The 23,891-nt window shown below is 51.6% G+C and carries 21 protein-coding genes and 3 pseudogenes; 22 read left to right on the plus strand and 2 right to left on the minus strand.

The window, feature by feature from the left end:
* Positions 1-115: 115 nt before the first annotated feature.
* From hrcA to KWG61_RS03240, 6 genes and pseudogenes are all read left to right on the plus strand, one after another.
* A pseudogene (hrcA, locus tag KWG61_RS17020) lies at positions 116-1,734 on the plus strand (heat-inducible transcriptional repressor HrcA).
* Between the two features lie 14 nt (positions 1,735-1,748).
* A pseudogene (dnaK, locus tag KWG61_RS03220) lies at positions 1,749-3,566 on the plus strand (molecular chaperone DnaK).
* Between the two features lie 305 nt (positions 3,567-3,871).
* Positions 3,872-4,987: a molecular chaperone DnaJ gene (gene dnaJ / locus KWG61_RS03225; RefSeq protein ID WP_242745535.1), complete on the plus strand. Its 1,116-nt coding sequence runs from the start codon at positions 3,872-3,874 to the stop codon at positions 4,985-4,987.
* A gap of 357 nt (positions 4,988-5,344) precedes the next feature.
* Positions 5,345-6,250 (plus strand): DnaJ C-terminal domain-containing protein, encoded by a 906-nt coding sequence (locus tag KWG61_RS03230; RefSeq protein ID WP_242744913.1) that lies wholly within the window; start codon positions 5,345-5,347, stop codon positions 6,248-6,250.
* A 298-nt stretch (positions 6,251-6,548) separates the two neighbouring features.
* On the plus strand, positions 6,549-7,127 hold the full coding sequence (gene idi / locus KWG61_RS03235) for an isopentenyl-diphosphate Delta-isomerase (protein WP_230266512.1): 579 nt from the start codon (positions 6,549-6,551) through the stop codon (positions 7,125-7,127).
* A 65-nt stretch (positions 7,128-7,192) separates the two neighbouring features.
* On the plus strand, positions 7,193-7,903 hold the full coding sequence (locus KWG61_RS03240) for a hypothetical protein (protein ID WP_242744914.1): 711 nt from the start codon (positions 7,193-7,195) through the stop codon (positions 7,901-7,903).
* 46 nt (positions 7,904-7,949) lie between these two features.
* Here the strand turns inward: KWG61_RS03240 and KWG61_RS03245 are convergent, their stop codons facing one another.
* Complete coding sequence (locus KWG61_RS03245; protein WP_242744915.1) at positions 7,950-8,879, minus strand: hypothetical protein; 930 nt, start codon at positions 8,877-8,879, stop codon at positions 7,950-7,952.
* A 218-nt stretch (positions 8,880-9,097) separates the two neighbouring features.
* Between KWG61_RS03245 and KWG61_RS03250 the strand changes: the two genes are divergently transcribed.
* From KWG61_RS03250 to KWG61_RS03310, 13 genes and pseudogenes are all read left to right on the plus strand, one after another.
* A complete protein-coding gene (locus KWG61_RS03250; protein ID WP_242744916.1) occupies positions 9,098-9,433 on the plus strand; it encodes a hypothetical protein in 336 nt (111 codons plus the stop codon).
* Positions 9,406-9,954 (plus strand): DMT family transporter, encoded by a 549-nt coding sequence (locus tag KWG61_RS03255; protein WP_242744917.1) that lies wholly within the window; start codon positions 9,406-9,408, stop codon positions 9,952-9,954. Before KWG61_RS03250 ends, KWG61_RS03255 begins: the two co-directional genes overlap by 28 nt.
* Positions 9,955-10,568: 614 nt before the next feature.
* Entirely contained in the window at positions 10,569-11,342 is a 774-nt protein-coding gene (locus KWG61_RS03260; RefSeq protein WP_256460766.1) for a glycine betaine ABC transporter substrate-binding protein, read from the plus strand.
* A 444-nt stretch (positions 11,343-11,786) separates the two neighbouring features.
* Entirely contained in the window at positions 11,787-13,109 is a 1,323-nt protein-coding gene (locus tag KWG61_RS03265) for an ABC transporter substrate-binding protein (protein WP_230266517.1), read from the plus strand.
* Between the two features lie 461 nt (positions 13,110-13,570).
* Positions 13,571-14,422: a carbohydrate ABC transporter permease gene (locus KWG61_RS03270; RefSeq protein ID WP_230266518.1), complete on the plus strand. Its 852-nt coding sequence runs from the start codon at positions 13,571-13,573 to the stop codon at positions 14,420-14,422.
* 49 nt (positions 14,423-14,471) lie between these two features.
* Positions 14,472-15,269 (plus strand): carbohydrate ABC transporter permease, encoded by a 798-nt coding sequence (locus KWG61_RS03275; RefSeq protein ID WP_242744919.1) that lies wholly within the window; start codon positions 14,472-14,474, stop codon positions 15,267-15,269.
* Entirely contained in the window at positions 15,253-15,972 is a 720-nt protein-coding gene (locus KWG61_RS03280) for a LacI family DNA-binding transcriptional regulator (RefSeq protein ID WP_242744920.1), read from the plus strand. The genes KWG61_RS03275 and KWG61_RS03280 overlap by 17 nt, the downstream gene beginning before the upstream one ends.
* Before the next feature lie 17 nt (positions 15,973-15,989).
* Positions 15,990-16,475: a substrate-binding domain-containing protein gene (locus tag KWG61_RS03285; RefSeq protein WP_242744921.1), complete on the plus strand. Its 486-nt coding sequence runs from the start codon at positions 15,990-15,992 to the stop codon at positions 16,473-16,475.
* Positions 16,476-16,505: 30 nt separating this feature from the next.
* Positions 16,506-18,280 (plus strand): annotated as a pseudogene (malQ, locus tag KWG61_RS03290) (4-alpha-glucanotransferase).
* A gap of 351 nt (positions 18,281-18,631) precedes the next feature.
* A complete protein-coding gene (locus KWG61_RS15875) occupies positions 18,632-18,922 on the plus strand; it encodes a hypothetical protein (protein WP_256460767.1) in 291 nt (96 codons plus the stop codon).
* Positions 18,919-19,992, plus strand: a complete 1,074-nt coding sequence (locus tag KWG61_RS15880; RefSeq protein WP_256460768.1) for a Na/Pi cotransporter family protein — start codon at positions 18,919-18,921, stop codon at positions 19,990-19,992. Before KWG61_RS15875 ends, KWG61_RS15880 begins: the two co-directional genes overlap by 4 nt.
* A 17-nt stretch (positions 19,993-20,009) precedes the next feature.
* Entirely contained in the window at positions 20,010-20,210 is a 201-nt protein-coding gene (locus KWG61_RS03305) for a hypothetical protein (protein ID WP_242744922.1), read from the plus strand.
* 183 nt (positions 20,211-20,393) lie between these two features.
* On the plus strand, positions 20,394-20,543 hold the full coding sequence (locus KWG61_RS03310; RefSeq protein WP_242744923.1) for a hypothetical protein: 150 nt from the start codon (positions 20,394-20,396) through the stop codon (positions 20,541-20,543).
* A 33-nt stretch (positions 20,544-20,576) separates the two neighbouring features.
* Here the strand turns inward: KWG61_RS03310 and KWG61_RS03315 are convergent, their stop codons facing one another.
* The gene (locus KWG61_RS03315; protein ID WP_242744924.1) at positions 20,577-20,867 is read right to left on the minus strand and encodes a hypothetical protein; all 291 of its coding nucleotides are present in this window, start codon (positions 20,865-20,867) and stop codon (positions 20,577-20,579) included.
* A 501-nt stretch (positions 20,868-21,368) separates the two neighbouring features.
* Between KWG61_RS03315 and KWG61_RS03320 the strand changes: the two genes are divergently transcribed.
* Genes KWG61_RS03320 through KWG61_RS15885 form a run of 3 tightly spaced genes read left to right on the plus strand, consistent with a single transcriptional unit; the run spans position 21,369 to position 23,639 of the window.
* The gene (locus tag KWG61_RS03320; RefSeq protein WP_242744925.1) at positions 21,369-21,962 is read left to right on the plus strand and encodes a glycogen/starch/alpha-glucan phosphorylase; all 594 of its coding nucleotides are present in this window, start codon (positions 21,369-21,371) and stop codon (positions 21,960-21,962) included.
* The gene (glgP, locus tag KWG61_RS03325; RefSeq protein WP_256460769.1) at positions 21,952-23,376 is read left to right on the plus strand and encodes a glycogen/starch/alpha-glucan family phosphorylase; all 1,425 of its coding nucleotides are present in this window, start codon (positions 21,952-21,954) and stop codon (positions 23,374-23,376) included. Before KWG61_RS03320 ends, glgP begins: the two co-directional genes overlap by 11 nt.
* Positions 23,340-23,639 carry a glycogen/starch/alpha-glucan phosphorylase gene (locus KWG61_RS15885; protein WP_256460770.1) on the plus strand — a complete coding sequence of 100 codons (300 nt, stop codon included), beginning with the start codon at positions 23,340-23,342 and terminating at the stop codon, positions 23,637-23,639. The genes glgP and KWG61_RS15885 overlap by 37 nt, the downstream gene beginning before the upstream one ends.
* Positions 23,640-23,891 lie beyond the last annotated feature (252 nt).

Here is a 23,891-nt window from a genome sequence, read left to right on the forward strand (position 1 = left end):
GGTACTGTCAGAATATTCATAGATAGCACTTGAGGCTTGCATCTGCCAAAACCTGTGTTATCATTATTAGCAGTTGAACAGATTGAGTGCCAAATATGAGATTGGAGTGGGAATCATGGATCTGACACAACGACAGAAAGCCATTCTCAAAGCGCTGGTCGAACAGTTCACGTACACCGCTGAACCGGTCGGTTCCAAGACTCTGATGTCTCTTCTCGATTTCTCGGTCTCCTCAGCTACGATTCGAAATGAACTCGCGCTGCTTGAAAAAGAGGGTCTTCTTGAGAAAACACATCTTTCAAGCGGCAGAATTCCGGCACCGAAAGGTTATCGCTATTATGTAGAAAACCTGATGGAAATTTCGCTCGATCCGCAGATGGAAGAAGCTTTACGAAAAGTCTTTTCGAAGCGGCAGGGGTCCCTCGAAGATGTAACGCGCATCAGCGCATCGATCCTCGCGGACATGACCCATCTGACGTCGATGGTCATCGAACCGGCTGCCCATGAGCAGACGCTCATCCAGCTGTCTCTGATCCCAATCAGCGAAAAACAGGCCGTAGCCGTGGTCATCACGAACACCGGCCATACTGAACATCGGATTTTTCATTTCGATGGCGACGTATCGCTTGAAGATCTCAAGCGGTGTACCGCGCTTCTCAATGAGAGGCTGACCGGTACGCCAATCAGTGAACTGACAAAACGCTTTGAATCGATTCGACCGGAGTTTTCCGCCATGGTCGGAAGAAGCGAAGTCCTCTTCGAGGCATTTGCTTCCGCCGTCATGGGATTTACCCATTCAAACTCCACCGTCTGCGGAAGAGCGAACATGCTCGCCCAGCCGGAATTCCAGAATATGCCAAAGCTCGAAGAGCTGATGCGGATTCTGGAAAATGAGCATCTGTTTCATGAATGGGCCGGCGATCCGGACAATGTGCAGACGGTCATCTCGCCAAGAAACAAGCTGATTCAGATTGGAGACTGTTCCATCGTCACGTCCGCCTTTGACGCGGGCAAGGACGAGCAGGGACAGCTGATGGTCATCGGCCCGAACCGAATGCCGTATTCAAAAGTAATCGCTCTGATGGACTGTCTGTCCGAATTCATTGAAAAACGATTCGGACCCGGACAAAAGGAGGAGGACAGGATGAGTAAAAATCAGTCAAAGAAACCGCAGAACAAGCCGGTACAGCCTGAAGTCCAGGAAGAAAAAGACCTGGAACCGACTGAATCCGCCCAGCCCGATGTGGAAGCCGAAGCGGTTTCGGACGATCCGATCGATAGCCTGAACAAGGAAATCGATTCGCTTCAGCAGGAACTTGTCGACAGTAAAAACGCTCTGCTTCGTGCATACGCGGATACCGACAATACCCGCAAGCGTCTGCTTCGGGAAACCGAACAGGCAAAGAAATACCGATTCCAGTCGGCAGCTCTCGAGCTGCTCCCGATTCTCGATAACCTGAACCGGGCTCTGGACGTAGAACCTTCAAACCCCGAAATGGAAAACTTCCTCAAGGGATTTGACATGATCCGGACGCAGTTTATCAACGCCCTGACCAATGAAGGTGTTACGGAAATTAACGCCGAGAGCCAGCCCTTTGACCCGAACCTGATGCAGGCTCTGCAGACAGAGAAAAAGAAGGCGTCGAACCGGGCCAGGTTATTGAAGTACTTCAGAAAGGCTACAAACTCAAGGACCGCCTGCTGCGGCCCGCGCTCGTTAAAGTGAGCGAATAAGGAGGAACATATATATGAGCAAGATTATTGGTATTGACCTTGGTACAACCAACAGCTGCGTAGCAGTCATGGAAGGCGGCGAGCCAAAAGTAATTCCAAACCCGGAAGGAAACCGCACAACTCCGTCTGTCGTTGCCTTTAAGGACGACGAACGTATCATCGGTGATTCCGCAAAACGTCAGGCGATCACCAACCCGAACGTTATCGCTTCGATTAAACGTAAAATGGGTACTTCCGAAAAGTAAATATCGACGGCAAGGAATACACCCTCAGGAAGTTTCCGCCATGATCCTGCAGTACCTGAAAACGTATGCAGAAGAATACCTTGGCGAACCGGTAAAACAGGCTGTCATTACCGTTCCGGCTTACTTTAACGACGCACAGCGTCAGGCAACCAAAGATGCCGGCACCATCGCCGGTCTGGAAGTTGAACGTATTATCAACGAACCGACCGCAGCAGCTCTTGCCTACGGTATCGACAAAGATAAAAAGAACGCAACATCCTCGTATACGACCTCGGCGGCGGTACATTCGATGTCTCCATCCTGAACATCTTCGAAGGTGCATTCCAGGTTCTGGCTACCAACGGGGATACCCACCTGGGCGGCGATGACTTCGATAACGTAATCGCTGACTGGATGGTTGAACAGTTCAAGAAAGACAACGGCATTGACCTGCGTCAGGACAAACTGGCTATGCAGCGTATTAAAGATGCCGCAGAAAAAGCGAAGAAAGACCTGTCCTCCACAATGCAGGCAGCCATTTCTCTGCCGTTCCTGTCCGCTGGTCCTGCCGGCCCAATCCACTTTGACGCTACGCTGACCCGCGCAAAATTCAACGAAATGACTAAAGACCTCGTTGAACGCACAATCACCCCGATTAACAACGCGCTGAAAGACGCTGACCTGACTACATCCGAAATCGATGAAGTTCTGTTGATTGGCGGATCCACACGTATCCCGGCTGTTCAGGAAGCCGTTAAGAAAGCTACTGGCAAAGAACCGAACAAGTCCGTTAACCCGGATGAAGCCGTTGCCATCGGTGCCGCTATTCAGGGTTCCGTTATCGCCGGCGATCTGAAAGACGTTGTACTGCTCGACGTTACTCCGCTGACGCTGGGTATTGAAACGGCCGGCGGCGTTATGACTCCGCTGATCACCCGCAACACTACCATTCCTACACACAAATCCCAGATCTTCTCGACCGCTGCGGACAACCAGCCTGCTGTTGACATCAAAGTCCTCCAGGGTGAACGTCCAATGGCTGCCGACAACAAGGAACTCGGCAACTTCCAACTGAGCGGAATCGCTCCGGCTCGCCGCGGCGTACCTCAGATCGAAGTTTCCTTCGATATCGACTCCAACGGTATCGTTAACGTAACCGCAAAGGATAAAGCGTCCGGCAAGGAACAGAAGATCGTCATCCAGAACTCCAATGGTCTGAGTGAAGAAGAAATCGACCGCATGGTTAAGGATGCGGAAGCCAACAAGGCAGCCGACGAAAAGCGTAAAGCGGAAGTCGAAACCCGTAACAAAGCCGACGGCTTCATTGCCCAGATCGACGCCATGCTCGAAGACGACAAGGATAAGATCCCGGAAAAAGAAGCCGGCGAACTGAAGAACCTGCGCGACGACCTGCAGAAAGCCCTCGACGAAAACGACATGACCAAAGTCGAAACTCTGCTCAGTCAGCTCGAAAAGGCAGCTCAGGCAGCCAGCCAGGCGATGTATCAGCAGCAGGCCAGCGCTTCCCAGAACACCCAGTCTTCTGACGGAAACACCGGCAGCTCCGATGATGATGTCGTAGACGCTGAGTTTACGGAAAAGAAATAAGCTGTTAAGCTTCGTTAGTATTCAAAGACTGCAGGATTTTCCTGCAGCCTTTTTCAAGAGAAAGAGAGACAGTCTTTCAAGTCGAAAAACAGCGCGCACACGCTGGCTGTCGCTTTTTCTTACAAATGCAGAGGATTTGAAAGCGAATCGTCTGCGGCAGGCACAATGAATCGCGGACGATGCACACGCCCGTTAAAATCAGACTGCAAACCAGAACGAAACCAAAATCGCAGACCGAAGGGAAGAACACGCCGTATTCTGGCTGCGACAGAAAGAGGGAAGTATATGGCAGGTGAAAAAAGGACCTGTATGACATTCTTGAAGTTTCCCGCACCGCCACGCAGGAAGAAATCAAGAAAAGCTACCGTCGTCTAGCCAAGAAATACCATCCGGATATTTATAAAGGAGACGACGCCGAAGAACGCTTCAAGGAAATCAACGCGGCTTATGAAGTGCTCAGCGATGAACAGAAACGAGCAGCATACGACCGCTACGGAACGACCGACGGAAATCCGTTTGACAGCTTCAGCTCCTTTGCGGGAGCCGGCGGCGATCCGATTTCCGAAATGCTTCGTCAGATGTTCGGCGGCGGAGCCGCCTCTGGATATAGCGGCTACAGCAGCGGAAGCCGCGCAAAACCGCGCCCGCAGAAAGGCGAAGACTTCGTCCGCAACATCGACATCAGCTTCATGGACGCCATCCATGGCGCGACGATCGAAGTGCCGATTGAATACGAAGCGCCATGCGAACACTGCCATGGAACCGGTGCGGAAAACGGCAAGATGAAAACGTGCCCGGGCTGCAACGGGACAGGCCGGCGCGTGGAAGTGGTCGACACATTCTTTGGACGCATGCAGCAGGAAACCGGATGCAGCACCTGCCAGGGCACTGGACAGATTCCAGAAGAAAACTGTCATGAATGCCACGGCAACGGCTACGAATACCGCAAGATTCGTCTGAACGTCAAGATTCCAAAAGGCATCAAGACCGGAACGCAGGTCCGCATCCCCGAAAAAGGCGGACGCGGCTATAATGGCGGCCCCAACGGCGACCTGTATCTGAACGTCAGCGTTCTGCCTGATCCGACGTTCAAGCGCGTCGGCGATGATATTTACACCGCCATTAAAATCGATGCACTTGACGCCATTCTCGGCTGCACCCGCAAGGTTCCGACCGTCAACGGCGAGGAAGATCTCACCATTCAGGCCGGGACGCAGCCCGATCAGCGCTACCGCATGAAAGGCAAGGGCGTGGAAACTGACCGGCACACCGGCGACCAGCTCGTTACCGTTCAGATCGAAATCCCGCGCCGTCTCAGCGAGCACGACCGTCAGCTCTACGAGGAAATCCGCGGTTCCAAATCCGAACCGAAACCCTTTGAGAAGATCAAGGATTTCTTCAGCGGAAAGAATCAGGATTAATTCAAAGCTCTGCACATTCGCGCAAATCGAAACGGTCGCAGACCATAATTTCCCTTTGAAAAAGGAACGCCAGCCGTCCCTGCCTGCCTCGTGCCGGTGCGGACGGCTTTTGGCTTTGGCGTTTCAGGCTACAGAAAAAAGAATCTGGCGTGCGGGGAATCATGGTCAAATGAGAGTGCCTTTTGCGCGAAATAATCAAAAATAAAAGAGGACAGAAACATCAATGCAAAGTGTCCAGAAAAGCCGATGGCTTTTGGAAAGGACGGACTATGGCGGATAATAAAAGACTGTATGACATTCTGGGTGTCTCCCGGATGCCTCAGATAAGGAAATTAAAAGGCCTATCGCAAACTGGCGATGAAATACCATCCGGACGTCAATAAGGATCCGGATGCCGAAGAGCGATTCAAGGAAATTAACCTGGCGCATGAGACGCTTTCCAAACCGGAACGGCGTGCGCTTTATGATAAATACGGCGAAGCGGCCCTCGATCCAAACTTCAATGAGGACGTTTACAACGCCTACGCCGGCAACGGCTTTGGACCAGGCGGCGGAGGAGGCTTCAGTTTTGAAGATCTCTTCCGGCAGGCCGGCGGTTCTTCTTCCGGCGGATTTGGCGGCAGTCAGGGCGGCTACAGCTCCTTTGGCGGCGATTTCTCCGATCTGTTTGGCGGCGCGTTTGGCGGATTTGGCGGCGGCGGCCGGCAAAGAGAATATCCGGCAAAAGGCGAAGACCGTCATGGATCGATTACGGTCGATTTCATGGATTCGATTCGCGGTACCCCTTCAAGCATTACGTTCAATGTGACCGAGCCGGATGTATCGGGCAATTATACGACCCATCCGATTACGCTCGATGTTAAGATTCCTGCTGGCATTCGAGACGGCCAGAAGATTCGTATTCCGGGCAAAGGCGAACCGGGCATTTACGGCGGTGCGCCAGGCGATCTCTATCTGGAAGTCAAAGTTCGTCCGGACAAAACGTTCAGCCGGAACGGCAACGATATCGAAGTCGAAGTGGCTGTCGATGCCATCGCGGCTGCGCTCGGTACGCAGGTCGATGTACCGACCCTTGACGGCTCGGTAACGATGAAAGTGCCTGCCGGCATTCAGTCGGGTCAGAAGCTTCGTCTGCGCGGCAAAGGCGTCAAGACAGGATCGGGTACGGGTGATGAACACGTCAAAATCAAAATCACCGTTCCAAAAGATCTCACCGATGCCGAACGCGAACTGCTCGAAAAATTCCAGCAGCTGCGCGGCTAAACGAAATTCGGGCTTTATCCCTTTTCGATTTCTATTGCATTTTCCTTCATTTCTTCAGTTTTCTCTGCAAAAAGGCGTCCAGTTCGGGCGTCTTTTTAACAGGTCAATTCGGCATCCTCTTTCGGGGCTCTTCTGAAAACCGTTCGGGGCCTCCCGTTTTTGCCTGTCCGAAAAAATCCGGCACAGGGGCAAATGCAAAAGAAGCGCAGAGAAATCCAATCAGCGAAAAGAATGCAGCGGGAAAGAAGATGTCTGATATGGTGAAGATACAGCCGGCGCACAAAAGGAGAAGAAGACCATGGCCAATGAAAACGAACTGATTCTTGTCGATATTTTCGATCAGCCGATCGGAACGGGCGAAAAGGAAGCTGTCCACCAGAAAGGACTGCTGCACCGGGCCTTTTCGGTTTTCGTCTGTCATGACGGAAAAATGTTAGTGCATCGAAGAAATCCGAACAAATACCATTCCGGAGGCCTGTGGACCAACGCCTGCTGCTCCCATCCGCGTGCCGGAAAAACACTGGAACAGTCCGTGGAAGAGCGCCTTCAGGAAGAACTCGGCGTTTCCTTTCCGGTAGAAGAACTGTTTCATTTTGTGTATCGCAGCGTGTTTGAAAACGGACGGATCGAATATGAATTCGATCATGTATTTATCGCGGACTATGCCGGAGACTTCGCTCCCGATCCAGAGGAAATTGCCGAGTTGAAGTGGATCGATTTTGAAGAACTGAAAGAAGACCTGACGCACCATCCCGAACGCTATTCGGTCTGGTTTCAGATTGCGGCGCCACGGGTTCTGGAAATGCAGAAAAATCCAGAAGGAGCCAAAGAAGAAACCGGCCATCCAGGGTGCAAAAAGGAAACGGCTGAAAAATGACTTTGTCGGCTAAAAAGAAGCCAAAGAATGCAGGAACGCTATAATAACCAAAACGAGGTAAAAGAATGAAAGAAAATAAGGAACCGGCACAGACACCTGTCGAAAAAGAGCCGGAAAACGAAGCAACAGAAACCGTTGAAGTTACGATTGTAGAAGACCCGCAGACCGGAACGATCGAAGGGGAAAGCGTCGATCATTCGCAGACACTGGCGGAAATCGATCAGCTCGATCAGGCGATTGCCAAGGACATGAAGCTGTATAAAGCCTCCCTCTGGGCGGTCGGCATTCTCGTCGGCCTGTATCTGCTTTGCCTGTTCGTATTCAAGACCGGCGTACTCATCGTCTGCATTCTCATGATTATCGCGGCGGTCATGAATACCCGCTATTCCCGACGCGTACAGAAAGCCGCTGCCAAACGCGCCAAACTCAAAAAGTCTCTGGAAAATCCGCAGCCTGCACAGAGCACAGCCGATGGAAACGGACTGGAAATCGGTACGGACCGCAGCGATGAAGCCATCGTGACTGATGTAAAATCGCTGAACGAACTGCCAAAGGAATACACCGTTCTCGACCACGTGAAACTCGGGGATACGGATGTGGAAAACATTGTCGTTTCGCCATATGGCATCGCCGTCGTCGGTGAAGAAAGCGTTCGCCCGCAAATTGAAGCCATTCTGGCCGAAGCCAATGCGGACAGCCCGATTTTCTTCTATTCCGCCGATCTTCCCGTAAACGATCTGGCTGGAAAGATCCAGATGGAAAAATCGTCGTATTAAGCGAGCAGCAGATCATGTCGGTTCTTCAGAAACTGCTTGGCCTGCGCTAGAGCGAAAAACAAAAAACTAAAAACACACGATAAAAACACGAAAGCGGCTTTGTCCAGATTCTCCCAAACCGATCAGGGGACAGACAAAGCCGCTTTTTTGAATAGACGAAAAGTACGGAAAAGACGACACGAAAAAAGCCGCAGCCCCGAGCAGATGCGGCTTGTAAATCTGGAAAACAGGAATGTTTCTGCGATTCAGACGCCTGCAGCGTTTGACTTAGAATCTGCGCTGCCGTTTTTACGGGCAGCTTTATACGCTGGATAGAGGGCACTGCCGCAAAGCAGAGCGGCGACAAGCAGAAGCAGAATACGGAACGCGTTGTCCCATCCAAAGATGGCCGACCAGCCATAGGCGAAAAACAGGAAGACGAGAACGGCGGCGCAAAGTCCGATCCACAGCATCGTCTTTTTGCCTGAAGCTGGATGTAAAACGCCCAGGCCAGCCAGGCATACAGAACGATCATGCAGAGCGCTTCGCCAAGATGGAGCCATACAGCCGAAACGTTTACGGCATCAATGACCGACTGGGCGCTCATCAGCGCGTTGAGCGAATCGAAGCCGCTGAAAATAGCGCCTTCCATCACGCCGTACGTCAGTCCAAACAACAGCGCGAAGCTTTGCGGTCCGCCCTTTTTCAGAAGGTGACGATCGTACAGAAGGAACACCGCGCAAAGGTAGACCGCCTGCAAAACGGTATAGAGCATGGCGACCGCAGCCGGCGATTTCGTCAGCTCGATAAACCAGCTTTGCGAAGCGAAGAGCATCGGCATGATCAGCCGAAACAGAATCAGGTAGAGCACCTGGTATAAGGCGCCATACACCATTGGACGCCATGCGGTTTCGTGGGTGTAGCCGTAGACGCAAAGCACGATTAACGGGATGAGCAGAAGAACCAGGCAGGAAACGAGTAAAGTGAATGCAGTCATGGAAATCCCCAATCTTCGGCCGGATCTTTCTTGTCCAGTTTTTGAAAACTGTCTCGCGGCCGCAGTATTCTGCCCGTAGTATACCTGCGGGAAAAAGCGCAAAAGACAAAGCTGACCGAAAGAAGCGCCTCTGTCCGGCAGATCCTTTTGGAAAAATCGAAATCGGATACAATGGACAGAGCCGCTTTTTAAACAGCCGGTCGAAAGGGGATTGTATCATGAGCGAAGAGGCAAAAGGGAAAACGGAATCGAATGCGCGCGGCCGTCTGTGGGCCGGTGCGCTGCTTTGCTGCGGACTGTGGGGTCTTGCCCCGGCCCTCATTAAAATGGGCTATCAGACGCTGCATATTGAAACGACAGGAACCATCGTTCTGTTTGCGGGTGCCCGCTTTTTTCTGGCGGGGCTGCTCGTCCTCGCGTTTTATTCGATGCAAAATCGCTCCCTGCCAAAACTTCGAAAAGAAGCCCTCGGACCGATTTGTGTTCTCGCTCTGTTTCAGACGTTTGGCCAGTACTTCTTTATTACATGGGAGCCGCTCACGCGTCCGGCATGATGGTTTCGGTTCTTTCCGGCATGAGCGCTCTGCTGGCGCTGTTGTTTTCCGCCCTCGTCTTTCGTCTGGAAAAGATGACCTGGATGAAAGCGGCGGGATGCATTGTCGGCTTTCTGGGCATTCTGCTCATGAACCTTTCACCTTCCGGCTTTCAGTTTTCCCTGCAGGGCGAAGGCATGATTTTTCTTTCGCAGGTTTCAAGTGCCCTCTCGGCGGTCTTCATTCAAATCTTCTCCCGGAAAAATTCGCCCGTTGTGCTTTCGGGCTGTCAGTTCGTTCTGGGCGGTTCGGCTCTGATGGCACTGGGCCTTTGTCTGCCGGATCATGGCGTGAGCTGGAATGCGCAGGGCCTGCTCATTCTTCTGATTCTGGCGCTCGTCTCCGCTGGCGCCTACAGTCTGTGGGGCGTCCTGCTCTCACGCTATCTGGTCTCTTCGGTCAGCGTATTTGGCTGCACGATCGGTCTGTTTGGCGTGCTGTTTTCGGCGCTGATTTTAAAGAGAGTCTCAGCGCAAGGCTGATTCTGGCCGCTCTGGTCACCAGCTTTGGCATTTACATGGTCAATGCCCGTCTGCCGCAGAAGAAGAAGCGATAATAAAATCGATACGAGAAGCGACGCGAGAAGCAATACAAGAAGCAATACAGGAAGCACAACGAGAATCGAAACGTGAAGCCATGCGAAAAACTGCGTACGAAAAAGCGGCAGGTGCCTGTTTTCTGGAGAGTCTCACAAACCGATTTTTCTGCGCCCGGCTTTTAGGAATGTTTTTGGGAATATAAGAAAAGCGCAAAGATACCATAAAGATAAAAGATACCGTAATGATATAAGAAAGACGGGACGGGTCTCTTACGGTGTAAAAAGAGAAAAACTATATATAAAAGGATATATAAGAACTACAGATCCGTAACGAATCCAAAGCGCAGAGCGCAGGGCTGCGAACTGCGGCTTCAGGCGGAAAGGAGAATCTTTATGCATTGGAATCTTCATAAACCAGACGCAAATCCAAAAGAAAGGCGAAAGCGGGCCAATCGAGCCGGCTTTCATTTTCGCGCTTTGTCCATCGAAGCGTTTCTCTTCTGATCTGCCTGATGCTTACGGCGACGATGACTGCCGGCTGTGCGAAAGAAAAAGCCGGTGCGCATCGGGATGACTGACAGCATTTCCACCCGTCTGGTCGGCTGGATGGTCGCGGCCATGGCGGAACACGAAGGCATCGAATGCATCATGGAAGAAGTGCCCGGAGGCATTTCCAACCTGCAGCCGCCATTAGAGAGCGACAAGCTGCAGATCGGCGTCGAGCTGGCGCAGTCGGCCTGGAAATCCGTGCTCAATGAGCGCGGCGTGTATACGATTCAGGATCTGAGCACGCTGGAACAGGCGTACGACAAGCGCGGTCTCGACTGGTTCGCCCTCGATCACGCCGACGATAAATACACGATCGCCATTTCCAAATCGCTGGCTAAAGAGAAAAACATCCAGACGCTCAGCAATCTGGCCAAATACAGCGACAGCCTCGTTCTTGGCGCGCCGACGCAGTATTTCCAGGATGCCGACGGCTATCCCTGGCTGAATGCGCAGTACGGCATTTCCTTCAAGACGGCCGTCAATCTGCCGACCGATCTGACCGCGGACGCTCTGCGAAAAGGCAAAGTCGACGCGATCCCGATTCATACCCTCGACGGTCTTTTGCGCAAGGATGAACTGTACGTTCTTGAAGACGATCTCAACAGCTGCCCGCAGTCGCAGCTTGGCGTGGTCATCACACAGTCCGCGCTCGAACAGTATCCAGAGCTTTCCGAAATCTGTCAGAAGCTCAGCCGCGAGCTGACCGGCGAAAAGCTGACCTTTACGGCCGTCTGGCGGTGTATGGTCTGGCCAGTGAAGAAGAGGCGGCGCTGCAGTTTCTGAAAGCCAGAGATCTGATCGTTGAAGATCCCGCCGCAGTGGAAAGCGTTTCCTAATCTTCAATCCAGCCAGAGTAATTCAGAAATCCGTTTCAAAAAATTTTTCTGACGCAAACTATTTCAGGAAAATGTCAAAAGGAACAGTAAGCATTTACGGACAAATCAGCAGGCGTTCGCGCCTGCTTTTTTACTGAGCCTTGGCAAGTACTAATTTTTTGTAATTGTGTGTAAAAACGGTACACTTTCCTGCGTGCAAAAATAAAAAGGTTTGGTTCCGACACAGTGGTAACCCCTTACCCTTTTGTTCGGGCAATCGGTTGTTCGGTCATTACAGGCGAATTGAAAGATTTGCCTACCTATAATCAAAGTGTTGAACAAAGTTTGTGACGAATACGGTAAAAATATCGGATCAGGACTGTATTTGCTGCACACTTAAGGAGGACATTTCATGAAAAACTGGCAGAAATTTGCTGCTGCTGCGCTTGCAGGCTCCATGCTCCTGGCTGGATGCGGCGACGGCGGAGAAACTGCTGATGCTTCCAAAGCTTCTGGCGACGGATCCAAAGGTTCCGTGTATTATCTGAACTTCAAACCAGAAGCAGACAAAGCCTGGCAGGAACTCGCTAAGAAGTATACTGACGAAACGGGTGTAGACGTAAAAGTAGTTACTGCAGCCAGCGGCAACTACGAAACAACCTTGATGTCGGAAATGGGCAAGAGCGGCGCTCCAACGCTGTTCCAGGTCAATGGTCCAGTCGGCCTGAAAAACTGGGAAGACTATGCATACAACCTGTATGACACTCCAGTATTCGATCAGCTGACCAGCGACAGCTACGCTCTGTACATCGGCGACAAAGCAGACAACGATGTAGCTGCGATCGCCTATGCGATTGAATCCTACGGCATTATCGTCAACACTGAACTGCTCGAAAAGGCAGGCCACTCCGTTGACGAAATCACAAGCTTCGAAACTCTGAAAAACGTTGCAGACGATATCCAGTCCCGCAAGGACGAACTCGGATTCTCCGCCTTCTCCTCTGCAGGCATGGACGGATCTTCCGACTGGCGTTTCAAAACGCACCTGGCCAACATGCCGATCTACTTCGAATACAAAGATGACGGCGTAACGGACAAGGACGAACTGAAGGGCACTTATCTCGATAATTACCGCGATATCTTCGATCTGTACATCACAGATTCCACAACCGAAGGAAAAGACCTCGCTTCCAAGACGATGGACGATTCCGAACGTGAATTTCTGAACGGCGAAGCCGTATTCTTCCAGAACGGTTCCTGGGAATACACAAACCTGATTGACGGCGGCATGACTGACGATCAGCTGACGATGATCCCAATTTATATCGGTGCCGGCGACGAAGCCAACCAGGGCCTGTCCACAGGTACGGAAAACTACTGGGTAGTCAACAAGGAAGCTTCCGCTGACGATATCCAGGCTACGCTCGACTTCATGAACTGGCTGGTTACTACTGACGAAGGAACCACATTCATGGCGGACGATCTTGGCCTGACCATCCCGTTCAAGGATGCAAAACCAAGCCCGAACATCTTCGTTCAGGAAGACATTAAGCTGACGGAAGAAGGCAAGACACCAGTATCCTGGAACTTCACAACCATGCCTTCCGAAGAATGGAAGAACACTCTGGGTTCTGCTCTGACCGCTTACGCAGCAGATCCAACCGATGCCAACTGGGAGAAGGTAAAAGAAGCCTTCACTGTTGACTGGAAAAACGAAAAAGAACTTGCCAAATAGCCGCTGATCCGGATTGGCGATTCAGCAGTGCCTGAAGACCTCTTGCACAGGCTTCAGGAAAATCCAGGTGCCTGCTGATCCGGGCACCTGAGCAGCGCAGCCGGAAAACCTGTTTTTACCGTCTGCGCTGTTTTTGCTTTCTGTTCACCCTGTTCAAAAAGAGCAGCGTGCTTCAGAAAATAAAATTATTGAAATACCCGCTTCTCTCTGGCCTGTTTCGCTCGAAACGGGACGCAGAAGAAGCTGTGCATAAAACAAAATCAACAAAATTAAAAAGAAACGCTTTGCTTTTCTGTCGGATCCATCCGCTCCCTGAACGCTTCTCATTCTCATTCCGCTTAGCCGGGATAAGGAGAAGGCAGGGAAGGATGGTTTCCGTACAGGAAACGAATTCTGTCCTTTTATGGCAAGCGTTTGAAACGTTTACATAGAGGACTTGCAGTAAAGAATAGGAGCAGCTTATGGAAAAAGCGTTAAAGAAATACGGCTGGATCTTCGTGCTGCCTACCCTGATCGCATTTACGATTGGATTTATCGTCCCCTTCTTTGAAGGTCTCTATCTTTCCTTCTGTAAATTCACGACCGTAGGCAATGCGAAATTCATCGGTTTTGGCAACTACGTCAGCGCCCTGACGGACGCCCAGTTCCTTCGCTCTGCCGGATTTACCATCGCCGTGACGGTGGTCAACATCCTCGCCATCAACATTCTCGCCTTCGCTCTGGCTATGGCACTGACCCAGAAGCTTAAAGGTACGAACTTCTTCCGTACCGTCTTCTTCATGCCAAACCTGATCGGCGGTATCGTTCTTGGCTACATCTGGCAGATTCTGATCAACGGTGTCCTCTCCATCGCGGTTCAGCCTTTGCTGAAACTGAACGGCACAGCCGGCTACTGGGGCATCATCATCCTGATGTGCTGGCAGCAGATCGGCTACATGATGATCATTTACATCGCCGGACTGCAGAACGTCCCCGATGACCTCGTCGAAGCCGCCAGGATTGACGGCGCGACCGACTGGCAGATTCTCTGGAAAGTCAAAATTCCGATGATGATGCCGTCCATTACGATCTGTGTCTTCCTGACACTGACCAACTCGCTGAAACTGTTCGACCAGAACCTGGCTCTGACCAACGGCGATCCAAACCATTTAACCGAAATGCTCGCGCTGAACATTTACCGCACCTTCTACGGCCGTTCCGGCCCGCAGTGGAAAGGTATCGGCCAGGCTAAGTCGGTTATCTTCTCGATTGCTGTTATTCTGATCGGCTTCTGGCAGCTGAAAGCCACAAGAAGCAAGGAGGTACAGGCATGAGTGACGCAAAACGTAAAGTTCCGCAAAAGAGGTCTGCCTCTTTATTCTCATGGTCGTACTGGCCGTTCTGTGGATTTACCCGGTTTTCATGATTCTCGTCAACTCTCTGAAAGTGGAGAGTGCCATTACGACAAGCAGCGTCTTTGACCTGCCGAACGCCGCGCAGTTTGCGGGCTTCGCCAACTATTCCGAAGCAATCAATTCGCAGGGATTCCTCGTTTCGCTTGGCTATTCCACGCTGATTACCATCACCTCGGTTCTCGCAATTATTATCTGCTGTTCGATGTGTGCCTGGTATATCACCCGCGTTCATACCAAGTTCAACAACTTCCTGTACTACCTGTTCGTATTCTCGATGGTTGTACCGTTTCAGATGGTTATGTTCACCCTTTCGCAGACGGCGGACATGCTCAAACTGAACAACCCGTTCAACATCTGGGTCATCTATCTTGGCTTTGGTGCCGGTCTGGCGGTCTTCATGTTCGCCGGCTTCGTAAAATCCATTCCGGTGGAAATTGAAGAAGCGGCCATGATCGACGGCTGTACCCCGCTCCAGACGTTCTTCAAAGTCGTTATGCCGATTCTGAAACCGACGATGGTTTCCGTTACGATTCTGCAGGCGATGTGGATCTGGAACGACTACCTTCTGCCGACTCTGGTTCTGGATATCACGAAATACAAAACCATCCCGATGCTGATTCAGTACTTCCGCGGAAGCTACGGAAAAGTATCGATGGGTCCGATGATGGCCTCCATCATCATGACGATCATCCCGATTATCATCGTTTACATTCTTGGTCAGAAACACATCATCAAGGGTGTAGCCGCCGGTGCCGTCAAAGGCTAAAGCGACCGTCAAAGATCTCGCCCGTCTTTCCGGCTGGTCTTTAGGCACAGTCTCCCGGGTGCTCAACCGCGCTCCGGGCGTCAGTGAAAAGGCCGTCGCGGATGTAGAAAGAGCGATTGCCGTCAGCGGCTTTGTTCGCAATGACCGGGCTTCGGCCCTGCGCCGCAAGGAAAAATCCGGCGTTCTCATTCTGGTGCACAGCCAGCCGTTCCCGTATTATCAGACGCTCGCTGAGCGTGTGAAAAGCCGGCTGGAAGGCCATAAGGAAATGGAACGCAAGCCCCTGACTCTGATGGAGCTTTCCGCACAGGCAGGGGAAGATGAAATTCTTACGCGCATCGAGCAGACCAGCTGCGAATTGGTCATTGTGATCGGTGCCTCTCGACAGATGCTGATGCATATTCATGGCCGGATTAAAATTCCGGCCATTTATTTCAGCGGGGATCTTTCCTCTCTGGACGCCAGCAGAACCGCCTGCTTCTTTTTGCCGATTACCGAAATCGCCCAGCAGTGCACGGAGCTTCTTTTCGAAAACGGATGCCGCAGGATCGGCATTTTGTACGCCGACCGCGAAAATTCGATCGAAAGCGCGGATTTCATTCTCGGTGTGCAGTACGCCTTCTATTCACGGAATCAGGTCTTTTCCTGCAAAAGCAGGGCGTCTGCTGCACGTGTTCGAAAAATGCGGGCTATGCCGGCCTGAAAGAACTCGTCTGGCAGATGCCGGATCTGGACGGCCTGCTCGTTTTTGAAGAAAACATGGCGCTTGGCGCGCTTCGCGCCGCGCAGGATCTTGGCTATGTTCCAGGAGAAAAGCTGAAGGTGATCACCCTGGCGCAGAGCGATCTTTGCGACTATGCCTGTCCAAGGCTTAGCGCGGCAAGACGGGATCTGGAGACGGAGGCGGGACAGCTTTCAAAAACGGCATTGAAAATGTTAGGATTTTTCCGGACCGACAGAGACTGCCATATTCCCGTCTCCTGGAGCATGTCCTTTGCGCCAAGCTGTCCAAAGCCGGGCGCAGACGGGATCCCGGTTTTTCCAAATGAAGATTCTGTTCCTCCGGAAAACGCTCAAAAGACGAATCGAAGACAGACCAGTCTGAGAATGACGAATCTCAGAAAGATCAATCGGAAAAAGAAGAATACGCGGGATCGTGACGAAACGCTTTTGGAAAGGCTCCAGGAAAAGCTTCAGACCTATTGATACAATCCCAGAAATCCCCTCTGAACGGGGATGGGACAGTCTTTGAAACGGAATGGAATAGAGCTTATACAAGCTTTAGAAAGAGTGAACTATGCGAAAAATGGAATCCTTCTTCACATTTCCAGTCTTCCTTCTCCTTATGGAATCGGAACGCTGGGCAAAGAAGCCTATGACTTCGTCGATTTCCTGAAACGCAGCGGACAGTCCGTCTGGCAGGTACTCCCCTGTGCCCGACCGGCTACGGCGATTCTCCCTACGCTTCCTACTCGACGTTTGCGGGCAACCCCTATTTCATCGATCTGGATCTGCTCGCTAAAGACGGCCTGCTCAATGAAGAAGACTACAAATATATCGACTGGGGCGAAAAAGCCGATCAGGTCGATTTTGGAAAGATGTACAACAACCGTTATCCGGTTCTGGCCAAAGCGGTCAATCGCTTCCTGGAAAATCCGGATGCCGAGTATGAGACGTTCTGCAAGAAGAACGCCCACTGGCTCGATGACTACGCGCTGTTCATGGCGTTAAAAGATGCCAACGAAGGCAAGGCGTGGCTCGACTGGGACGAAGAACATCGTCTTTACGATGCGAAAAAGACTGCGAAATGGGCGCAGGAAAACAAGGATCGCATGGACTACTACAAAGTCATGCAGTATCTGTTTTTCAAGCAGTGGGACGCGCTGCGCGCCTATGCGAACGAAAACGGGGTAGAAATTCTCGGCGACCTGCCGATTTATGTCGCGCTCGATTCCGTAGACGCCTGGAGCCATCCGGAACTGTTCCTGCTCGACAAGGACGGCCGTCCAAGCGCCGTTGCCGGCTGCCCGCCTGACGGATTTTCCGCGGACGGCCAGCTCTGGGGCAACCCGCTCTACGACTGGGACTACCATAAGAAAACCGGCTACGACTGGTGGATTCGCCGGATCGATCATCTGACCAAAGTCTTTGATATTCTGCGCATCGACCACTTCCGCGGCTTTGATTCGTTCTATGCCATTCCTTACGGCGCCAAAACTGCCAAGAAAGGCGAATGGCTCAAAGGGCCGGGCATCGATCTGTTCAAGGTCATGGAAAAGAAAATCGGCAAGCGCAACATCGTTGCCGAAGACCTGGGCTTCCTTACAGACTCCGTTAAGGAAATGCTGGCAGAATCCGGTTTCCCGGGCATGAAGATTCTCGAGTTCGCGTTTGATTCCCGCGACGACTCCGGATCGGAATACCTGCCGTACAATTATCCGAAAAACTCCATTGCCTATGCGGGAACGCACGACAATGAAACGATCCAGGGCTGGTTCCATTCGATTTCGCCGGAAGACAAAAAGTACGCCTGTGATTTCATGGATGCCTACAACCCGGATGAATACAACTGGGAAATGATGCGCACCGTCATCGCTTCGCCAAGCGATACCTCCATTCTGCAGGCGCAGGATCTGCTCAACCTTGACTCTTCCGCGCGCATGAACACCCCGGGCAAGCCTTCCGGCAACTGGACCTGGCGTCTGACACCGGGCTGGCTGACTGACGATATCGAAGGCGCCCTGACCTGGCTGACCAAACTGTACGGCCGTGCGCCAAAGCCGAAAAAGAAGAAGCCGAAACAACGGAAAGCAGCGAAACCTCTGCTGAAGCCGAACAGGCCTTCGCTTAAACCGATCGAAATTCTGTCCATAGCCGAAAAAAAGGATGAAAAATTCTTGGAAAATTCATCTGGAAGGAACGGTAAAAAGGCAGGAAATTACGGACAGACCGTTTGCGCTGGCTTATCGAAAAAGCGGGATTGGTCAAGAAATAAGCTTTATCGCATTTGATTTTTATCCAAAGATAACTTCCGGACAGCTCCTGCGGGCTTTCGTCCGGAAGTTTTTAATTTTCAGAAAATTTTCAGCGGTTCGCAGGCACTGTTGTGTTGTCTGAATTTCAAGAACATGAAAGAATAGGATAGATTGAATATGTTCAGCCCAAGAAGGGCATGGAGAAAAGAATGAACGATACAGTTTCGATGATTCTCGGCCTGCTGACTGGCGTAGCTCTCTTTCTGTTTGGAATGAGTTCCATGTCGGACGGCCTGAAGAAGGTTGCCGGTAACAAAATGGAAATGATCCTCTACCGGCTGACGAACTCCCCTGAAAGGTTTTCTGCTCGGAACAGCAGTAACCTGCGTGATTCAGTCTTCATCCGCTGCGACCGTGATGGTCATTGGCTTTGTCAATTCCGGAATGATGAAGGTCACACAGGCGATCGGCGTAATCCTTGGCGCCAACATTGGCACCAGTATTACCGGATGGATCGTCTGCATGTCCTTTCTCGACGGAGCCGGATGGGCTTCCTACTTTTCCTCGACAACAATTACCGCCGTCATGGCGATTGCAGGCATGCTCCTGCAGATGTTTTCCAAAAAGACACGACGAAATCTTTCGGCAACATTCTGCTCGGCTTTGCGGTTCTCATGACCGGCATGAGCATGATGTCCGGTGCGGTTGCGCCTTTGAAAACCGACCCGACGTTCATCAATGCGATGGCCACGCTCAATAACCCCATGATCGCCCTGCTGTTCGGTATCCTGGCTGCTGCGGTTCTGCAGTCGTCCTCGGCTGCCGTCGGCGTTGTGCAGTCGTTAAGCGTTACCGGCGCGCTGACGTTCCAGTCGACGTTCCCGCTCGTAATGGGCATCGGCATCGGCGCGTCCTGTCCTGTACTTCTGGCTGCCGTAGGCGCCAACAAGGACGGTGTCCGAACCTCGCTGGTTTATCTATTGACCGCGGTGCTTTCGACGCTGCTCGCCTCCGTTGTGTACTATCCGCTTGAAGCGGCCGGCATTCTGAACATGGCTTCAGATGTCATGAACCCGTTCTCGATCGCGGCGACGAATACGATTTTCCGCGCGCTGACGATGACGGCGATGCTGCCGTTTGTAAAGCAGATTAAGAAGCTCGTCTTCCTGATCGTGCCGGCAGATCCTGCGGACGAAGAAGATCTCGGCGACTTCGACAAACTGGAAGGCCGTCTTCTCGCCAACCCGGATCTCGCGTACCAGGCCGCCATGGATGTCATGGAAGGCATGGGCCGCAAGGCACGCAAAAACGTGCTGCGTGCAGTAACGCTGATCAATGACTATACGCCCGAGGGCTACCGCAAGGTTTCCGACCTCGAGCAGACACTGAATAAATACGAAGAAAAACTCGGCAAGTATCTTGTTAAACTGACGGCTACCGGCGTTACGTATCGCGAATCGCAGAACATTTCGAAGTCGCTGCAGGCCATTGCGGACTTTGAAGCGATCGGCGACTACGCCCTGTCCATTGCGGACATCACCAAGAGCATGAAGGAAAAGAAACAGAAATTTTCCATGCCCGCGCTCGATGAACTGAACGTCATCGCAGCGGCTGCAGAAGAAGCGGTAACGATTACGGTGGACAACTTCATGTCCAGCAACGTGGATGAGATCAAGCGCGTCTTCGCCCTTTCTCAGCTCGTTTCGCTTTCCGCTTCGCAGATTAAAAACGCCACATCAGCCGACTGAAAGCCGGCACCTGCTCGATGGAAGCAGGCTTCCTGCAGGCGGACATTATTTCGGATTTCCAGCGCATCGTAGACCATTGCGCGGCGATCGCTCTGGACGTGGTCAAGGAAGCGGAAAAGGACTTCTCGGTACACCGTTACCTGCGTGCCTACACCACCGAAATGCGTCCGGATTATCAGGAAATGCTTCGTCAGTACGAAACAAAGTACTCGATCTAGTTCGCAAAATCGGCGGTACGTTTTGCAAAGTTCCTGTCTTTCTCTGCAGGCAGGATTGCATTTCCAATTCGCTTGAACCGCTCCTATGGCATTTGTTTTCCAAATTTAGAAAAGCAGAACGCCCGATCTTTCCCTTATTCTGGAACCGATCGGGCGTTCTTTGTTTTGAGATACGGCAGATCGATGAACGCCTACGGATGCCGATGGATGTGGTGGCAAAGCTGTCTGTTCGCAGGACAGGCGGAATATGCGAGCAATGAGCCGGCTGTATACGGCTGTATGAGCAGAACGTTCAAACTGTCCGCATACAAACCGTCCTGCGCGCTAAGCTGACCTTTGCGTGATGCAAATCCAGAACCTTAAGCTTCATACAGACAAAAATAAAAGGCCTCTGTTCGCGCAGGAATCGCGCCCTGACAGAGGCCTGTCGTGCAATGGGAAAAGGATCGGGCAGCCGCTTATTTTTGCTTCTTGCTGCGGCGTGCGTTTCGCCATTCTTCTTTCTGCTTGAGGATTTCCTGTTCCTGACGACGGGAAATCATGTACTTTTCCTTTTGCCGGAAAGTTCATACTGCTTGCCGTAGGCGGGAAGTTCCTTGATGGAAGAATAGGGATTTCTTCGGTTTTGTAGAAGATGCCCTGGCGATAGAAAACCATACGTCCGGCGTTCCAGCGGGAAACCGCCTTGCCGGCACAGAAAATGGCGATGCCGATAAAGCAGAGCGTTTCGGGCGCGAACTGCGTCGAGCCGGCCAGGGTGGACGCCTGCGTAGCGAAGGAGAGGAAACGAAGGCCAGAATGATGTCGATCCAGATCCAGCCCTGATCGAATGTGGCCAGAACGGAACCTTCGTGAAGCTTTCGAAACTGCTTCTGTGCTGTCATCGAATCCCGAAGCGACACGACATTTTTGTAAAGGAAATAGACGGCCAGAATGCACAGGGCGAAGCCGAGAAACCAGATTGCGTAAAAGGCCATATGTACAGCTCCTTTCAGAACGCTTGACAACTATTTTACCATTTTCCCTGCTGCTAAATAAACTGTCTGTTCGCGAATAAACTGAAAACGCTTTGAAAAAGGAAGTATCTCTTTTGATTCGTCTAAAATGCTTTTCAACGGTCGGGTTTGTATCATACAGGCAGGAGGTAATTCAAGACCTATGGACATTGATTTGAACCAAACTCTCGAGAATATTGCAGAGTTCTATTATGGAAAACGTCTGAAAGACTGCACAGACCGCGAACTTTACTACATTCTCCTGGATCTGACAAAAGATCTTTTAAAAGGCGTTGAAGAAATCAAGGGCGATCGCCGTCTTTATTACATTTCAGCAGAGTTCCTCATTGGGAAGCTTCTTTCCAATAACCTTCTTAACCTGGGCCTGTATGCCGAGGTACGGGACATCCTGAAAAAGAATGGAAAATCTCTTGCAGCAGTAGAAGAATACGAACCAGAACCTTCGCTGGGCAACGGCGGTCTCGGCCGTCTGGCTGCGTGCTTCCTGGATTCTATCGCAACCCTCGAACTGCCAGGCGACGGTGTCGGCCTGAATTATCATCTGGGCCTGTTCCACCAGGCTTTTGAAGACTACAAGCAGAAAGAATATCCGGATCCATGGCTGAGCGACAATTCCTGGCTTACGGATACGGGCAAGTACTTCCCGGTACAGTTCGGCGATTTCAGCGTAGATGCGCATCTGTATTCCATTGATGTGTGCGGCTACACGAAAAGAAAAACCCCTTATGCTGTTTGATCTCGACACGGTAGACGAAAGCATCGTACAAAGCGGCATCGGCTTTGATAAAGACGATATCCGCAAAAACCTGACACTGTTCCTTTACCCGGATGACAGCGACGACGCAGGCCGTCTGCTTCGCGTTTACCAGCAGTATTTCCTCGTCAGCGCCGGTGCGCAGATGATTATCGAGGACATGAAGGCTGCCGGCTATCCTTTACAGGAAATCTCCAGGCATGCCGTCATTCAGATCAACGACACCCATCCTTCCATGGTTATCCCGGAACTGATCCGTCTGCTCATGGAAAACGGTCTGACGCTCGATGAAGCCATCGAACAGACCAAACAGACCTGCGCCTACACCAACCACACCATTCTGGCGGAAGCGCTGGAAAAATGGCCGATGGGATTCCTCGAACAGGTAGCGCCGCAGCTGCTGCCGATTATCGAAGAACTTGACAAGCGCGCCAAAGAACGTTCGGACAACCCGAAAACTGCGATTATCGACGAAAACGGCGTCGTTCACATGGCAAACATGGATATCCATTTCTCCAAGTCGACCAACGGCGTAGCCAAAATCCACACAGACATTCTGAAAGATACCGAACTTCATGATTTTTATGAACTCTATCCGGAAAAGTTCAACAACAAGACAAACGGCATCACCTTCCGCCGCTGGCTCCAGGCGTGCAACCCGCAGCTGACCGACTGGATTATTTCCAAGATCGGAACCGGCTTTTTGAAAAACGCCGATGAGCTGGCGAAACTTCTCCCGTTTGTGAAACAGCCCCAAGCGCTGAAGCAGCTGGCTGCGATCAAGCAGGAAAAGAAGGAAGAGCTCGCGGTATTCCTCAAAAACCGTCAGGGCATCGAACTCGATACCCATTCCATCTTTGATATTCAGGTAAAGCGTCTCCATGAATACAAGCGCCAGCAGATGAACCTGCTTTCGGCCATTCACCTGTATCAGGAGATCAGGAACGGCTACAAGCCGGAACAGAAAGTCACCATTATTTTCGGTGCCAAGGCCGCCCCGGCTTACATTCTGGCCAAGGATATTATTCATGCCATTCTCGTCTTCTCGCAGATTGTCGACAGCGATCCGGAAGTTTCGAAATATATGCAGGTTGTCATGGTGGAAAACTATGATGTCACCTGTGCCGAAAAACTGATTCCGGCTGCGGATATTTCCGAACAGATTTCGCTGGCTTCCAAGGAAGCGTCCGGTACCAGCAATATGAAATTCATGCTGAACGGCGCGGTAACCCTCGGAACCGATGACGGCGCCAACGTCGAAATTCACGACCTCGTCGGCGACGACAACATCTTCATTTTCGGAACAAAGAGTGAAGACGTCATCGAAAGCTACGCAAAGGGGACTACCATCCGCAGGCCGTGCTCGAAGCAGAACCTGAGGTCAACGACATTGTGAACTTCCTGGTCGGCGAAGAAATGATGGCTCTGGGCGATCCGGAATGCCTGCATCGTCTGCACCATGACATGACGACTAAGGACTGGTTCATGGCTCTGCGCGATCTGGAAGCCTACATGGCTGAGCGCAAGAAAGCGTATGCGGCTTACGCCGACAAGGATAAATGGTATGCCATGGCCCTCACCAACATCGCAATGGCCGGCTACTTCTCCAGCGACCGCACCATCGAACAGTACAACAAGGATATCTGGAAACTGAAATAAGATATCCCCATCCGGCAATAGAAATCCGAAACAGAAATACGCAGTGCGCAGGGCCGTCGGCTTCTGCGCATTGTTCGTTTTGCCCGTAAACCTTACGATTCTGCTTCAAATTGCAAAAACAGGATTTTTTACACCCGTAGATCCGGGAAGAGGAAAAATATAGAATCAGCCAGCGACCCGCTTCGCGTCGGGCGTACGCAAAAATGACCGGGGAGTTTCTTTGCGTACCAATCCGGCTGCACGGTTCCTGGA

Source organism: Allobaculum sp. Allo2 (assembly GCF_022701175.1).
GTDB classification, from domain to species: Bacteria; Bacillota_I; Bacilli_A; order Erysipelotrichales; family Erysipelotrichaceae; genus Allobaculum; species Allobaculum fili.

What these genes read in the sequence shown, in the direction of transcription:
- KWG61_RS03230 (WP_242744913.1), top strand. Translation starts at nt 5,345, where the DNA reads ATGAAATACCATCCGGACGTCAATAAGGATCCGGATGCCGAAGAGCGA.
- idi (WP_230266512.1), top strand. Translation starts at nt 6,549, where the DNA reads ATGGCCAATGAAAACGAACTGATTCTTGTCGATATTTTCGATCAGCCG.
- KWG61_RS03240 (WP_242744914.1), top strand. Translation starts at nt 7,193, where the DNA reads ATGAAAGAAAATAAGGAACCGGCACAGACACCTGTCGAAAAAGAGCCG.
- KWG61_RS03245 (WP_242744915.1), bottom strand. Translation starts at nt 8,879, where the DNA reads ATGACTGCATTCACTTTACTCGTTTCCTGCCTGGTTCTTCTGCTCATC.
- KWG61_RS03250 (WP_242744916.1), top strand. Translation starts at nt 9,098, where the DNA reads ATGAGCGAAGAGGCAAAAGGGAAAACGGAATCGAATGCGCGCGGCCGT.
- KWG61_RS03255 (WP_242744917.1), top strand. Translation starts at nt 9,406, where the DNA reads ATGGGAGCCGCTCACGCGTCCGGCATGATGGTTTCGGTTCTTTCCGGC.
- KWG61_RS03265 (WP_230266517.1), top strand. Translation starts at nt 11,787, where the DNA reads ATGAAAAACTGGCAGAAATTTGCTGCTGCTGCGCTTGCAGGCTCCATG.
- KWG61_RS03270 (WP_230266518.1), top strand. Translation starts at nt 13,571, where the DNA reads ATGGAAAAAGCGTTAAAGAAATACGGCTGGATCTTCGTGCTGCCTACC.
- KWG61_RS03275 (WP_242744919.1), top strand. Translation starts at nt 14,472, where the DNA reads ATGGTCGTACTGGCCGTTCTGTGGATTTACCCGGTTTTCATGATTCTC.
- KWG61_RS03285 (WP_242744921.1), top strand. Translation starts at nt 15,990, where the DNA reads ATGCCGGATCTGGACGGCCTGCTCGTTTTTGAAGAAAACATGGCGCTT.
- KWG61_RS15880 (WP_256460768.1), top strand. Translation starts at nt 18,919, where the DNA reads ATGACCGGCATGAGCATGATGTCCGGTGCGGTTGCGCCTTTGAAAACC.
- KWG61_RS03305 (WP_242744922.1), top strand. Translation starts at nt 20,010, where the DNA reads ATGGAAGCAGGCTTCCTGCAGGCGGACATTATTTCGGATTTCCAGCGC.
- KWG61_RS03310 (WP_242744923.1), top strand. Translation starts at nt 20,394, where the DNA reads ATGAACGCCTACGGATGCCGATGGATGTGGTGGCAAAGCTGTCTGTTC.
- KWG61_RS03315 (WP_242744924.1), bottom strand. Translation starts at nt 20,867, where the DNA reads ATGGTTTTCTATCGCCAGGGCATCTTCTACAAAACCGAAGAAATCCCT.
- KWG61_RS03320 (WP_242744925.1), top strand. Translation starts at nt 21,369, where the DNA reads ATGGACATTGATTTGAACCAAACTCTCGAGAATATTGCAGAGTTCTAT.
- glgP (WP_256460769.1), top strand. Translation starts at nt 21,952, where the DNA reads ATGCTGTTTGATCTCGACACGGTAGACGAAAGCATCGTACAAAGCGGC.